A 13,411-nucleotide genomic window follows, 5' to 3' on the forward strand; every position below is an offset into this window, starting at 1 on the left:
TTCTCCCCTCTTTTTTATTTATTTTCTATATCAAAATTTGAAAATGTCCATCCAAATTTTGCAGATGTAGTATAAGGATCTCCAAATTCAGTTCCTATTTCCCAATCTGTAACGTACATTTGGTCAAACTGTTCTGGAGTAATTCTTTTAGAGTATTGCTTAATAATATCTCTCAAATTTTTTAGAAAATCATTTATAGGTATCTTTACTTCTCCTTCCTTTAAATTCTCCTTTGATCTGTAGGCTATATAATCCCATGACATAGGAGATACATAGACCTCCCAAATTATATCTTTAACCCTTCCATTATATATAATTGGAATCTTTACTTCTGCAACCTTTCTACCAGCTGGTCCTAATTTTTGGGCGTATAGCCATACCATCATTTCAATATCACCAGAAGAAACTGATTTTTGTTTTTCTTCACGTGTGATCCATGTTTCCATGGCAAAATTTATTGGTAGATAGCTTTCATGCCATAAAGAGTATTTAAAGTTAAAATAGATGTCGGGGAATTTAGATACTTTTTGTGGAAGAACAAGTTTTTCGCAATATGTTCCTCGAACAGACCATGGTTTATACCCATAATAGACTTCTGGGTATCCATGTACCCATGAATTTTTATCCTTTAATACAATATTTTTTATGTCTGCATAATACTCTACTGTATCATCTTTTTCATAAAATGCCATCCAAGTTTCTCCTTCATAGCTTGAAATATTCCAAAAATTAAGCTCCATAGTAAGAGGAAGATTTTTAGTTTTGATATCTGCAGAAGAAGGTTCTCTAAGAATAAGAGCATCTTTATAGCGTGGTTCTGCCCCTAATATAGGTATCATAAAAAGAAGGAGAAAAATTAAGATAAGTAAGCGTTTCATTTTATACCTCCCCTCTATGTTTATTAATTATTATAGCATTGAAATTTATCTAATGTTATAACACGTTCGTGATTATAAACTTTAATTAAATGTTCTTTTGAATTAATGTTATGATCGAATATAAAAGAACCAAACCATGGCATAAACCATAAAAAACAAGCCTCATATTCAAAAAGTAAATCAGGATCGGGTATAGGTCCATTTTCGGTTAAAGCAAGAGGTTTTTTATAATCTGTTAAATGGGAAAGATAATCATAAGAAAATTTCATAGGACCATAATTTCCAGCAGGGACATAGTTATCTATACCAGCTATATCATAATACTCATCATCAATTTTCCATTCTTGATGAGGAGCATTCCAAATCCAAAGGAGATTATTTAATCCGTATTTATTTGTTAAAATGTCAAAAAGAAGATAATATAGTTCTTTGTAAGCTTTGGGTCCTTTTGCTCCCCACCAAAACCATTTCCCATCAGCTTCATGTAGTGGTCTCCATAATACAGGAATATTAGCTGATTTTAATTTTAAAAGTTCCTTAGCTATTAAATCTATATCCAACATCAATGCTTTATTTTCTTCTGTTCCAGGTTTTAAGGCTTCTTCTAGATCAAAGTTAGTGTTAATTGTATAAAATGTTTTATCTTTTCCACCTGTTGGAGCATACCAATGCCAGCAAAAAGTTACAACTCCATTATAATCTTTACCCCATTCTATGGCTTTTTCTATAGAGCCTTTATTTCCCTCTATCTCTATTATTGCATCTTGTGTCATGTTTTCAGTCCTTGTTTTAGATGAATAACTTAAAAGATCAAAACCTCTTAAAGCAGGAAGTTTACCTGTAATATATTCAAGGTAGGCTATTTCAGGCCCTGCTGACGTATTTGTATGTTGACCTGCAATTATGTATTTGGAGTATATTTTTTCAAAAAATTCTAAAAGTTTCTTGGCAGAATTGGCTAAATTATTTCTAATCTTAAATTCAGGAAATTTAAAGTTACTTTTTTCTTTCTTAAAAAGCTCAATATGATGAATTTTAAAATCTTCTGGAATATGGCCTATGGAAAGGGTATAATTTCCCTTTTTTAGTTTTAGGTCACCCATGAGGCGGTAATTTTCATTAGGAAAAAGATTAGCTTCTCCCAAGGCAAGATCGTTTAGGAAGCAATAACATTTTAAATGATATTCCTTAGAAGTATAGTAAATATAAAAATCGTAATAGGATTCTTCTAATATGGAGAAGTTAAATTCTAAAATTCTTACTTCTCTTGAATGGAAATGTTCCTTTCTTTCGGTAAAATTTTCTATTTTTATCATATTTTTAATACCTTTCCTCCTCTTATCTTACCTTGTTTTAATTCTAAAAGAGCTAAATTTGCAGATTCTAATGGATATATTTGAACCTCTGGCTTAAAATTAAACTTTTGAGCAAGAGTTAAAAATTCTTCTACATCTTTTCTTGTTACATTTGCTGTTGATTTTATCTCCTTTTCCATCCATAAATCTCTTTCATAATTTATATTTAAAAGAAATTCTTTATCTTTTTCTTCTTTTCTTATGGCATTTATTACAAGTCGACCTCCTTTTTCTAAATTTTTTAAGACCAATACAATAGGTCTCCAAGCAGGAGTAGTATCTATTATTGCTTTCAATTTTTCTGGTGTTTCTTCTTCAAAATCTCCTGTCCAAAAGGCTAAAAGTTCTTTAGCAAAGATTCTTTCCTTTTCATTCCTTGAGAATACAAAAATTTTAGAATTAGGATATAGAGCTTTTATCATTTTTAATACTAAATGACCTGAAGCCCCAAATCCAGAAAGTCCAATATTATCTCCATCTTTTATTTGAGCAAGTTTAAGAGATCTATAACCTACTGCTCCTGCACAAAGTAAAGGGGCAGCTTCTTCATCTGAGTAATTTTCAGGAATTTTATATGCAAAATCTTCTGATACTATGGCGTATTCTGCATAACCACCATCCACATCTCTTCCAGTTGCTTTAAATTCATCACATAAATTTTCTTGTCCTGAAAAGCAGAATTTGCATTTACCACAAGAAGAGTTTATCCATGCAATGCCAACTCTATCTCCTATCTCAAATCTTTTGGCTTTTTCTCCCTTTTCAACTACTCTTCCAACTATCTGATGTCCCAAGATAATGGGAAGTTTTGTGGGAGGAGTTCTTCCTTCAATAATATCCAGATCAGTTCTACATACTCCACAGGCAGAGACCTTTATTAAAATCTCCTTTTCCTTAGGTGATGGAATAGGTAGCTCTTCAAGTACTAATGGATTGTTACATTCTGAAAGATCGCATATTCTTTTTAATACCATTGCCTTCATCTTAATGTTTTTAATTACCCATACAAATTTGATTTATCTTTTAAAAATGTGGAAGCAATGATAATTCCTAAAATTCCCAAGACTATTAATAAATAAAAAACATATAAATAACTGCCAAAAATATCCCTTAGCATCCCTGAAATCATAACTCCTATAATAGCTCCGAAACCATAAGCTGTAAAGACAATTCCGTAATTTTTGCTATAATTTTTCTCTCCAAATAGAATGATGGTAGATGCTGGAGCTATTGCGAGCCAAGCTCCGAGAATTAACCAAAATAGCGAAAAAGAAATAATATAAAAAATTGGATTTCGACCCTGTGATAATAGCATAAGAAGAGTACCTATTATTACCAAAATATAAGAGGTAATTGCAGATTTCATGGGTAGTAGTTTATCGGTTATCCAACCAAATAGTGGTCTACCTAAAGCATTGAAAATAGCAAAAATAGATATAAGTCTTGCAGTAATATTTGGATCTAATTTTACTAATTCTTCTCCCACAGGACTTGATATTCCAATAATCATTAATCCTATTAAGGTTCCTATTAAATAGCAAAACCATAGCCCATAAAATTTAGGACTTTTTAACATTTCTTTTGGATTTAACTCAGACAATATTCTCTTTTGTGTGGATTGAGTTTTTTTTAAATCAAGTTTTTCTGAAGGAAATTTAAAGAAAAATCCTGTAAAAGTAATTAAAAATATAAAAATAGCTCCTAAGATTTTAAAAGTATTAAAGGGTCCATATAAGCTTATTAGCTGTCTTGCTAAGGGAGCAGTTATAAGAGGAGATAATCCAAAGCCTGATATTACAAGACCCATAGAAAGTCCTCTTTTGTCTGGGAACCACCTTGATATTACAGCAATGGGTACTCCATATACTATTCCAACGCCACTTCCTGCTATTATCCCATATGTTATTGAGATATAGTTGATTTGTGGTAGAAACCCAGAAAGAATCCAACCTAAACCAACCAATAAACCTCCAAAGATAATAACATATTTAGGCTTAAATTTGTTTATAAATCCTCCCGAAATAGCCATAAAAAGAGAAAAGAAAAACAGAAAGAGCATATAAGGAATACCGCTTTGGGTTGCTGTTATGTTTAAAAGATTTTCTAAGGGTTTTCTAAAAACACTCCATGAATATACAGTTCCTAAGCATATGTATATGATTATTCCCAAGGGTATATAAATCCATCTTATTTTGGGATAGAGGAAAAGGTTAGAATTAGATTTCTTCAAAATAATCATTCCTCCTTTCTTCGTTATATATTTCTTGAATATTCTATCATACCCTTGACAAATTTTATTGTCGTACTGTATTATATAACTAATACAGTAATACATATTGAAAGGAGGTGTAAAATGACTGATTTTGATGAGCGTATTCCTATATATCTTCAAATTATGGATCTGATTAAGAAAAAAATAATTAAGGGTGAATTAAAAGGAGGTGATAAATTGCCTTCAGTAAGAGAGTTGGCATTGGAATTAAAGGTAAATCCTAATACTGTTCAGAGAGTTTATCAAGAATTAGAGAGAGAAGGAATAATAGTTACTGTTAGAGGTACAGGATCTTTTGTGGTCAGTGAAGAAAAGAAACTTATGGAGATGAAGGAAAATTTAGCAAGTGAAAGGATAAAGGCTTTTATAAAGGAGATGAAGGAAATTAATTTATCTAAGGAAGACTTGAATCTTCTATTAGCCAAATATTGGGAGGAGGTTAATTAAATGGGAGTTTTAGAGGTTAAAGGTTTGTATAAATATTATGGAAAAAAATGTGCATTAAAGAATGTAAATTTGACTGGAGATTTAGGAGAAATTGTAGGGCTTTTTGGCCCTAATGGAAGTGGGAAAACCACTTTATTAAAATTAATTATAGGATTTTTAAGACCTTCTTCTGGGAGTATAAAAGTTGACGGTAAAGATATAAACTATAATACCAGAGCTATAGTCTCTTTTTTACCTGATAATAATTTGCTTCCTTCATGGATGAAGATTAAAGATGCCTTTAATTTTTATAAAGATTTTTTTCCTTATTTTGAAGAGAAAAAGTTTAAGGATTTGTTGGAGTACTTTGATTTAAAATTTGAGAGTAAAATAAAAGAACTTTCCAAAGGTGAACAAGAAAAAGTATGTTTGAGCCTTGCTATTTCAAGAAAAGCAAAGGTCTATCTTTTGGATGAACCTTTGGGAGGAATAGATCCAGCGTCACGTGAAAGAATATTAACTGGTATTTTGAAGAACTATAGAGAGGATAGTTTAATGATAATTTCCACTCATCTTATTGATGATGTAGAGTCTATTATTGATAGGGCTGTATTTATCTCCAATGGGGAGATTCTAATTGATGGGAAAGCAGAGACTCTTAGAGAAGAAAAGAAGATGTCCATAGATAAATTATTTAGGAATACATTTTAAGGGAGGTTACGGGTATGTTAAATTTATTTAAATATGGGATATTAGGAAAAAAGAGATATTATTTAATTATTACTATTGTAACTATTGGGGTATACATCAGTCTTTTTATAGGATATCTTTATTTTAGGAATTTAACCCCTGAAGATGGTTTTGTTTTATCTTTTATATTGTTATTGGTGTCAATAATTTTAAATGGGATTTTTAATATTACAAGTTTAGCATCAGAGGATATGAAATCTCTTTATTACTCCATTCCAATTAATCCTAAATATATTTATATTCGTAGAATGCTTATGGGATTATTAGAAAGCTTATATATTTTAATCTTAAATCTAAGCTTCATGACAATAATAATTAATCATATGAATCCAGCATTTAAAAGTCTAATTATCAATTATTTACAAAGGGGTGGAATTTACACCATAATACTTCTAATTCCTGGTTTATGGGAAGTTGTTATATTAGCTTCAACCTTTCCTATTGCAAATGGTCTTCCTTCAGAGAAAAATCCTTTTAAAAGGATGCTTTATATGATAGTAATTCTTATTCTGGTTTTTGGCGATAAAATAAGAGCTATAATTTGTAAGTGGTTTCCATACAGTCTTAATTTTAATTTACCTCAATTTAATTTTGAGAGTATTACTGGCTCATTAGAAACCTCAATAAGTGTATCTGGTGGTAGCTATAGTATTAATATTTTTGTAATATTATTTGATATCATTGTTACTATCTCTTTTTTAATGTTAAACTCCTGGGTTTTTGAGAAAAAAATGGAGATAAAATAGTGATTATGAGGGAATTTAATAAGATGTGGTTTTTAGTTAACAAAATTATTAAAGAAAACTCTTTGTTAAAATATATTTTGCTTGTTCTTTTGCTTATTCTCTTAAATCCTATATTTACAATTACTAATATACTTTGTCATGAAGGAGGACATGGAATTTTTGTACTACCTGCGATTATTCTTAATAGAGAGATTCCAGAACCCCCAAAAGTTCAGGGATACGAAGGTGGTATATATGATGAAAATCCATTTAAAAATTTTCCTCTAGCAGCTGTTCTTTGTGTGTTGTCTTTTCCATTAGGTACTTTGGCAGATTTGCTTCTTTTTATTTTCTCTTATAAATTAGCTAAGGATTATTACAAAAAGGCTGGACGCTTTAAATATTTATTCATATCCTCTATGTTTCTATCTTTATCTTTGATCTTTTTCAGTAGTATGGTTACAAATTTATTCTTGGGAGCAGATTTTTCTTTCATTTGGGAAGGTATTGGTTTTCCTATGAAATTGCCTTTATTAGAAGTGTTTTTTAATTATATAGTTCCCTATATATTGTTACCTCTGTATTTAATTATTAAAAAGAGGTTTGAGGTCTTACAAATAATATCGGTAGTATTGGCCATATATATTGGTTCTGAAATATCTTTCAAGTTAGTTGTTAATCCTTTTTATGAAATGTTTATGCGTAATATTTGGTACTTGTTTATTATAGGGACTTCCCTTCTAATATTAGTGTTGTTGTTTTTTAATATGTTATTAAAAAATTTAAAGAGAGGAGGGTTAATATGAGGAAATACTTATTGGGAATCTTTATTTTAATTTTTTATATTTCATCAATATCTTTTGCTGATGTATCCAGCTACAAAGTATTTGCTCAGCTTTCACCTAAGGAAAGAATTATTAGTGGAAAAGTAGAAGTAAATTACGTGAATAATACTGAAAAAGAGCTTTCAGAGATTTACTTTTATCTTCCTGCTAATCTTCTGAAGGAAAATAATCCTTACATTCATCCAGTATTGGTAGATTCTGAATATGTGAGGGGATTTGATCCAGGTTTTACTAATATATCAAGGGTTACCGATCTTTCAGGAAAGGATATAAGTTATACCTTAGAAAATGGAAAGGTTCTTCTTCAAAATTATTCATTAAAGGATAACTATTTGAAGGTAATACTTCCTGAGAAACTCAGTCCTGGAGAATCTTATGGTTTAATTATATATTTTTCTACCAAGTTTCCAGAGTCCTATGCAGGAGATATGGCTTTTTGTAAAAATGCTTTTGTATGGAGATTTGGGTGGTTTCCATATGAGATTCCTTATGTAAAGGATGAATGGGACAAAGGAGGTAGACTTGTTTCAAGTAATTTTTATCTTGAACTCTTAGTGCCAAAAGAATACAAAGTTGCAGTAGGTATGGATGAAGTAAGAGAAGAAGTAGAGGGAAATTGGAAAAGAGTAATTGGGGTAAATGATAGCCCAAGGAGATCCTTACCTATTGCAATAAGTCCAGATTATCAAGTATATAGATTGGCAGATGGAAGATTCCCTGAAATATACGTGTACTTTTATCCTGGGAGAGAATATAAAGCAAGGATTTTAGCATCTTTTGCGAGAGAAGTTTATGATTATTATTCTAAGGTTTATGGAAGTTCTGAACATAGGAGAATTAATATAATTGAAGGGCAAATAAATAATTTTTGGGGAATGGCTGCTGATGGTTTTGTGATTTTAGGTAATACAGCTTTTTATTCATCAGATCTTATTACTCCTTACCTTTGGGAGAGACTTTTAGAATATTTAATTGCTCATGAATTTGCTCATCTTTGGTGGGGAATAGGTATAGGTATGGATTTAAATAAAGAAAATTGGATATCAGAAGGTTTTGCTGAATATCTTTCTATTACATATTTTGAAAGGAAGTATGGGGCAAAAGGTGGAAATCTATTTCCTGATTTAGGAGATGATTACTTTTTACAACTTCTAAAAGATTACGTTTTTGGAGAACTTAATTTAAGAGAGTGGAATTCAGAACTTCCATATTTAATGTATTTAAAAGATGGATGGGATGAAGAAATAGTTAAAGATTATTGGAACAGTTATTTAAATGGTTATAGTACTAAGGTATATAATAAGAGTTATCTTGCTTTAAGGGCTTTAGCTTTTGAAGTTGGAGAGGAAAAATTTGATGAAATAATAAGGGAATTGTATAGTGATTATAAGTACAAAATTTTGGAGACTACAGAAATAGAGAATTACTTAAAAAATAAGTTTGGATTAGATTGTGATAAGTTTTTTAAGGATTGGTTTTACTCTAAAGGAAAGGTGGACTATGAGATATATAGGGTAGAGAATATTAATAAAGATGGTAAGAATTTTGTAAGAATATATATCAAAAATAATGGTAATATAAATATGCCTTTGCAATTGGAAGTAGTGGGAGAAAAAAGTGTAAATTCAAGGGATATATGTTCAGGAGTTGTAAGAGTAATTTATGATGGTGAATCAGGATATGTAGATGTGCCATTGGAAGTTCCATTTAAGTATGCAGTAATTGATCCAGATTCTAAGATTCCAGATGCAAATAGAGTTAATAATTGGTATCCAAGGAAGATTATCTATACTTCCAAGAGGAGAGCCTCTTTAGATGCATATGTGGTTTATTATAACACTGTTCCGTCTTTTAGTATTGATCTTTCTACAGGGAAGATAAATTATGCATCATATAATTTGGAAATTTATGACCCTATGAATTTTAATCTATCTCTTGAAGGTTTTTATGGAGAAGATTACAAGGGATTTAGTTTATCTTATATCTATAATCTTCCCAAAGATGATTCCTTTTTATTCCAGTTATGGTATATGGATCCTAATGTGATAGCTGGTGGTATATCATATACAAAAAATATATGGAGGAAATTTGATATTGGTATAAGTGGAAATTATTGGGATAAAGCCTATGTCTTAAACTTTTCCTTGTTATATAATCAAATGCTTAATAATAAATTATATGTCGATTTTGGGATTCAAAGATTTGCTGATTATTATTCAAGAGCACTTTTAAGTAATGTTGATTTAAGATTGGCGTTTTCTTCTACTGGATTTAGTTTTTATAGGATTCAAGCTGGTTTTAATAAGTATTTTTTAGTTTTTCCTCAGAGTTATTTGAGTTTGGATGGAATAGTGGGTTATATCAATGGGAATCCAGATTATGAAGAGATGTTGTCTCTTTCTGATTTTAAATCTTTAACAGATGAATACTTAGGAAAATTTAAATTAAGAATTTTGGCTAATTGGGATTTACCTATACTTAGGGATCAAGAGAAAAAATACTTTAACCTGTTTATATTGAGGAATTTAGATTTCAATACTTTCTTGGAATTTGGTGGGATATGTGATGATATAAATGTTGTTTCATTGAATAATTTAAAGTTAGGCCTTGGTTTTGAAATTAAATATGGATTTACTACTGTTGCTGAAATTCCCTTTTCTTTAAACATAGGATATGCTTTCCCTGTATGGCAAGGAACTCCTAACCCTAATGAATCTGGAAATTTATACTATTATATAACGATTGGTTTTTGAAATTTAATAGGGGAGGGCAAACTCCCTCCCCTATTTGATATGTTTTATGATCTACTTATGAGAAACTCCATTTACTTTTAGAATTTGAACATTTATAGTTTCAGAAATTGGGATATCAGGACTTACGTTTAAATTCATGATATATCTCAAAGATCTTACTAACATTAGTTTAAATAAGTCTTTATAAGTTGTATTAAATCCTTCAGGAATTTCTGTTGGTCCATTTGTTACATACCATTCTAAGGGTGCTGTGGTAGCTAAAACTCTACCTTTATTATATCTATATTCTATATATGTAGGAAAAGTATTAACACCATCTCCTGTTTTTTCTTTTATGTAAATCATTAAGTTAGCGATATTAGCGGTATCTAAATTATCAAATCCACCATGACTTGCATAATTTCCGTATAGTTGTTCTGGGAAATTTTTAGTAATAGGATGTTCAAAATATACTAAGTTATTGTAGGAATCGTAGGCATCCCTCCAAGTAACACCTCCAGGAAGATGAGAAGTATAGTTTCCATACGCCCAACCATTATCACATGCTATCCAAAAAATTGTGCCACCATTTGCTATGAAATTGTTAAAGGTTTCTATATTGTTTGTATAGAAGTCATAGAAGTCTTGAGGCTGATCTCCTTCAATAATTATTAGGTCTCCTATATTTAAGTTTAGGTTTGGATTTTGATCTCTTATACTTCTATATTCAAACTGGTTTTGACTTGTTCCTTCCGTCATTCCAATTTCTGTTGTTAATATATCACCTATTACTGAAGAGGGAATTCCTGCATTTGACCATCCTGTTTCTGTTTCTCTAAATATTACTATGTGTTTTATAACCTTGGTTAATATCATTGTTTCAGCAGTAATAGTTTGATTGTCAGCGACTTCCACTATTACGTTGGCTGGTTGATAATTTTTATCTATATCTTGTGCTAAAATAAGGTAAGTACCTGCTGGTATATTTTGAAATTTATATGATCCACTATTTCCTGTAACTACGTAGGTATTATTTATATTCAGGGGTGAATCTTCTGTTTGCGGTATTAGATTTACTTTTATATTATTTGATTGATTCTCAGGTTTATCAAAATAATAGACATTTCCTTGGATAGTTGAACTTCCTAACAATGGATTCTCTGGTGGTGGATTACATCCAGAGAGAAAGATACTGAGAATTAAAATTATTGGCCATATTATAATTTTCTTCACTGATTGGTTACCTCCGTTTAAATTTTTTAAAATAGGATAATTTAGAAAAAAGAAGAATCTAAAGATAGAATCGCCTCCTTAGGGAAAAATTTTCTAATTAGTTCAGTTTTTATCAAAAGAATTAATTAGAATTTATTTTTAATTATATCATTTTATATATAAAAAAGAAATTTTTTGGTGTATAATTTTTTAAGTATAATAAGCAAAAGGGGTGTAATCCATATGCCTGCTAATCTTCCTCCACAATATTTTGAGGCTGAAAAGAGATTTAGGGAAGCTAAAACTATAGAGGATAAGATTCAAGCTCTTAAGGAGATGCTTGCTATTTTACCAAAGCATAAAGGTACAGATAAAATGAAGGCAGATTTAAGAAGAAAACTCTCTCAACTTATGGAGGAAGCTGAAAAAAGGTCAAAAAAAGGTGGTGGTAGATCATGGGATTATATAGAAAAAGAAGGAGCAGGGCAGGTTGTTATAATAGGTCCACCTAATACTGGAAAATCTTCGTTTTTTAGTCTTCTTACAGGAGTACAAAGCTTTGTGGCAGATTACCCCTTTTCTACTATTTATCCTGTGGTAGGTATGATGCCTTTTGAAAACATACAAATTCAGCTTATAGATCTTCCGCCCTTTTGGGAAAATTCAGATTCATGGATGTATAATCTTATAAGAAATTCAGATTTGACCTTAATTTTTCTCTCCCCAGATCAAGGTTCTATTTTAGAGGAATATGTTAAGATTAAAGAAATGCTGCAGAATAGGAAGATTAAATTGGTCTCTGAGAATCCTAGTAAAGATCCTTATTCACCTATAAAAGAGGTTAGAGGAATGATTTTGATAAATAAAATTGATCTATTGGATCCTTCTGAATTAAAAGAAGATGTTAGTATATTAAAGGACGATTTAAAGTTGTGCTTAATCTCTGCTGAGAAAGGAATTAATATGGAAGAAGCAAAGAGAGAGATATTTAATGCTTTAGAAGTAGTAAGAGTCTATACTAAAAAGCCCGGATATCCTCCAGATTTGCAACATCCATATATTTTAGAGAAGGGAGCAAAAGTGCTTGATGTGGCTGAATTAATTCATAAAGATATAGCCAAAAATTTAAAATATGCAAAACTTTATACAAGAGATGGTAGTGTAAAGGGAATTCCAGTGGAGAAAAATTATCAAGTAAAAGATGAAGATATTTTAGAATTCCATACATAGGAGGTAAAGATTATGAGATGGGCAGTAATTGGTACTGGACAGATTGTAAGGGATAGATTTCTCCCGGCTCTTGAAGAGGTAATGGGTGCTAAGCTTACTGCGATAGTTACAACAAATTCTGAAAAGGCAAGAGATTTAGCTGAAAAATACGGGGCTAAAATTTACGAAAGAATTGAGGATTTAGAAGATGTGGATGTGGTATATATAGCTACTCCTAACAAATTTCATAAAGAACAAACGATAAAATGTGCGGAGAAGGGTATTCATGTTCTTTGTGAGAAACCTATGGCTATGAATGTGGAAGAAGCAGAGGAAATGATAAGAGCTTGTGAAAAAAATAAAGTAGTTCTTGGAATAGCTAACATGGGTAGATTTAATCCTTATAATATAGGTGCAAAAAAACTTTTAGAAGATAATATTGTGGGAAAACTTGGAATAGTAAAAGCAAGTTTTTCCTTTGTTAACTTAAATAGAGATAAGTGGAGATATGATCTTAAACTTGCAGGTGGAGGAGCTGTTATGGATATTGGGGTTCATGTAATTAACACTTTACATTTTTTTAGACCTAATAATAAAATCGTTGAGATATGTGCGATTAATGATAATTATGGGTATGAAGTAGAGCAAAATGCTGGAGCAGTAGCAAAGTTTGATGATGGGGTTTTAGTACTCATGGATGCAAGTTATGATACTTCTCTTTCTGTATCTTTTGAGATAAGGGGTAGAGATGGAATTTTATATGTGTTAGATACTCTTTATCAGGAATACGATGGTAAAGTTATTTTAAGAAAAGAAAACAACTTTACCCTTTATACTTTTTATGGAGAGAATCAATATGTGGCAGAAATAAAGGATATGGAGGATGCTATTTTGAATAAAAGGGATCCCAAAACATCGGGATTTGAAGGGTTAAAGGATATGAAGGTGATTTCTGCTTGGTATGATTCTGCTTTAAAAAAGAAACTTGTTAAGATATTCTATTAGCT

Annotated in this window: 12 protein-coding genes; 7 read left to right on the plus strand and 5 right to left on the minus strand. The window is 30.7% G+C overall.

Features of this window, described 5'->3' with window-relative positions:
• Positions 1-14: 14 nt before the first annotated feature.
• From ACY3JM_RS03415 to ACY3JM_RS03430, 4 genes are read right to left on the minus strand one after another with little or no spacing between them, the layout of a single operon-like run.
• The gene (locus ACY3JM_RS03415) at positions 15-878 is read right to left on the minus strand and encodes a GH12 family glycosyl hydrolase domain-containing protein (RefSeq protein ID WP_463111727.1); all 864 of its coding nucleotides are present in this window, start codon (positions 876-878) and stop codon (positions 15-17) included.
• 23 nt (positions 879-901) lie between these two features.
• Positions 902-2,194, minus strand: a complete 1,293-nt coding sequence (locus ACY3JM_RS03420; RefSeq protein ID WP_463082583.1) for a glycosyl hydrolase — start codon at positions 2,192-2,194, stop codon at positions 902-904.
• Entirely contained in the window at positions 2,191-3,216 is a 1,026-nt protein-coding gene (locus ACY3JM_RS03425) for a zinc-dependent alcohol dehydrogenase family protein (RefSeq protein WP_463082582.1), read from the minus strand. The genes ACY3JM_RS03420 and ACY3JM_RS03425 overlap by 4 nt, the downstream gene beginning before the upstream one ends.
• 14 nt (positions 3,217-3,230) lie before the next feature.
• Complete coding sequence (locus tag ACY3JM_RS03430) at positions 3,231-4,472, minus strand: L-lactate MFS transporter (RefSeq protein WP_463082581.1); 1,242 nt, start codon at positions 4,470-4,472, stop codon at positions 3,231-3,233.
• A 114-nt stretch (positions 4,473-4,586) separates the two neighbouring features.
• Between ACY3JM_RS03430 and ACY3JM_RS03435 the strand changes: the two genes are divergently transcribed.
• From ACY3JM_RS03435 to ACY3JM_RS03455, 5 genes are read left to right on the plus strand one after another with little or no spacing between them, the layout of a single operon-like run.
• Positions 4,587-4,952 carry a GntR family transcriptional regulator gene (locus tag ACY3JM_RS03435; RefSeq protein ID WP_463111728.1) on the plus strand — a complete coding sequence of 122 codons (366 nt, stop codon included), beginning with the start codon at positions 4,587-4,589 and terminating at the stop codon, positions 4,950-4,952.
• Positions 4,953-5,642 (plus strand): ABC transporter ATP-binding protein, encoded by a 690-nt coding sequence (locus tag ACY3JM_RS03440; RefSeq protein WP_463082579.1) that lies wholly within the window; start codon positions 4,953-4,955, stop codon positions 5,640-5,642.
• 14 nt (positions 5,643-5,656) lie between these two features.
• The gene (locus ACY3JM_RS03445) at positions 5,657-6,427 is read left to right on the plus strand and encodes a hypothetical protein (RefSeq protein WP_463082578.1); all 771 of its coding nucleotides are present in this window, start codon (positions 5,657-5,659) and stop codon (positions 6,425-6,427) included.
• Between the two features lie 5 nt (positions 6,428-6,432).
• The gene (locus ACY3JM_RS03450; protein WP_463111729.1) at positions 6,433-7,212 is read left to right on the plus strand and encodes a hypothetical protein; all 780 of its coding nucleotides are present in this window, start codon (positions 6,433-6,435) and stop codon (positions 7,210-7,212) included.
• Positions 7,209-10,004: a M1 family aminopeptidase gene (locus ACY3JM_RS03455; RefSeq protein ID WP_463111730.1), complete on the plus strand. Its 2,796-nt coding sequence runs from the start codon at positions 7,209-7,211 to the stop codon at positions 10,002-10,004. Before ACY3JM_RS03450 ends, ACY3JM_RS03455 begins: the two co-directional genes overlap by 4 nt.
• A gap of 51 nt (positions 10,005-10,055) precedes the next feature.
• On the opposite strand, the gene ACY3JM_RS03460 is transcribed toward ACY3JM_RS03455, so the two are convergent.
• The gene (locus ACY3JM_RS03460; protein ID WP_463082575.1) at positions 10,056-11,216 is read right to left on the minus strand and encodes a carboxypeptidase regulatory-like domain-containing protein; all 1,161 of its coding nucleotides are present in this window, start codon (positions 11,214-11,216) and stop codon (positions 10,056-10,058) included.
• A gap of 222 nt (positions 11,217-11,438) precedes the next feature.
• Here ACY3JM_RS03460 and ACY3JM_RS03465 point away from each other — a divergent pair, with 222 nt between their 5' ends.
• Together ACY3JM_RS03465 and ACY3JM_RS03470 are read left to right on the plus strand one after the other, a co-directional pair.
• Entirely contained in the window at positions 11,439-12,425 is a 987-nt protein-coding gene (locus ACY3JM_RS03465; RefSeq protein WP_463111731.1) for a GTPase, read from the plus strand.
• A 12-nt stretch (positions 12,426-12,437) separates the two neighbouring features.
• The gene (locus ACY3JM_RS03470; RefSeq protein WP_463082573.1) at positions 12,438-13,409 is read left to right on the plus strand and encodes a Gfo/Idh/MocA family protein; all 972 of its coding nucleotides are present in this window, start codon (positions 12,438-12,440) and stop codon (positions 13,407-13,409) included.
• Positions 13,410-13,411: the final 2 nt, after the last annotated feature.

This window comes from Dictyoglomus sp. SSW (assembly GCF_055181335.1).

What these genes read in the sequence shown, in the direction of transcription:
- ACY3JM_RS03425 (WP_463082582.1), bottom strand. Translation starts at nt 3,216, where the DNA reads ATGAAGGCAATGGTATTAAAAAGAATATGCGATCTTTCAGAATGTAAC.
- ACY3JM_RS03445 (WP_463082578.1), top strand. Translation starts at nt 5,657, where the DNA reads ATGTTAAATTTATTTAAATATGGGATATTAGGAAAAAAGAGATATTAT.
- ACY3JM_RS03415 (WP_463111727.1), bottom strand. Translation starts at nt 878, where the DNA reads ATGAAACGCTTACTTATCTTAATTTTTCTCCTTCTTTTTATGATACCT.
- ACY3JM_RS03430 (WP_463082581.1), bottom strand. Translation starts at nt 4,472, where the DNA reads ATGATTATTTTGAAGAAATCTAATTCTAACCTTTTCCTCTATCCCAAA.
- ACY3JM_RS03470 (WP_463082573.1), top strand. Translation starts at nt 12,438, where the DNA reads ATGAGATGGGCAGTAATTGGTACTGGACAGATTGTAAGGGATAGATTT.
- ACY3JM_RS03465 (WP_463111731.1), top strand. Translation starts at nt 11,439, where the DNA reads ATGCCTGCTAATCTTCCTCCACAATATTTTGAGGCTGAAAAGAGATTT.
- ACY3JM_RS03455 (WP_463111730.1), top strand. Translation starts at nt 7,209, where the DNA reads ATGAGGAAATACTTATTGGGAATCTTTATTTTAATTTTTTATATTTCA.
- ACY3JM_RS03450 (WP_463111729.1), top strand. Translation starts at nt 6,433, where the DNA reads ATGAGGGAATTTAATAAGATGTGGTTTTTAGTTAACAAAATTATTAAA.
- ACY3JM_RS03435 (WP_463111728.1), top strand. Translation starts at nt 4,587, where the DNA reads ATGACTGATTTTGATGAGCGTATTCCTATATATCTTCAAATTATGGAT.
- ACY3JM_RS03420 (WP_463082583.1), bottom strand. Translation starts at nt 2,194, where the DNA reads ATGATAAAAATAGAAAATTTTACCGAAAGAAAGGAACATTTCCATTCA.
- ACY3JM_RS03440 (WP_463082579.1), top strand. Translation starts at nt 4,953, where the DNA reads ATGGGAGTTTTAGAGGTTAAAGGTTTGTATAAATATTATGGAAAAAAA.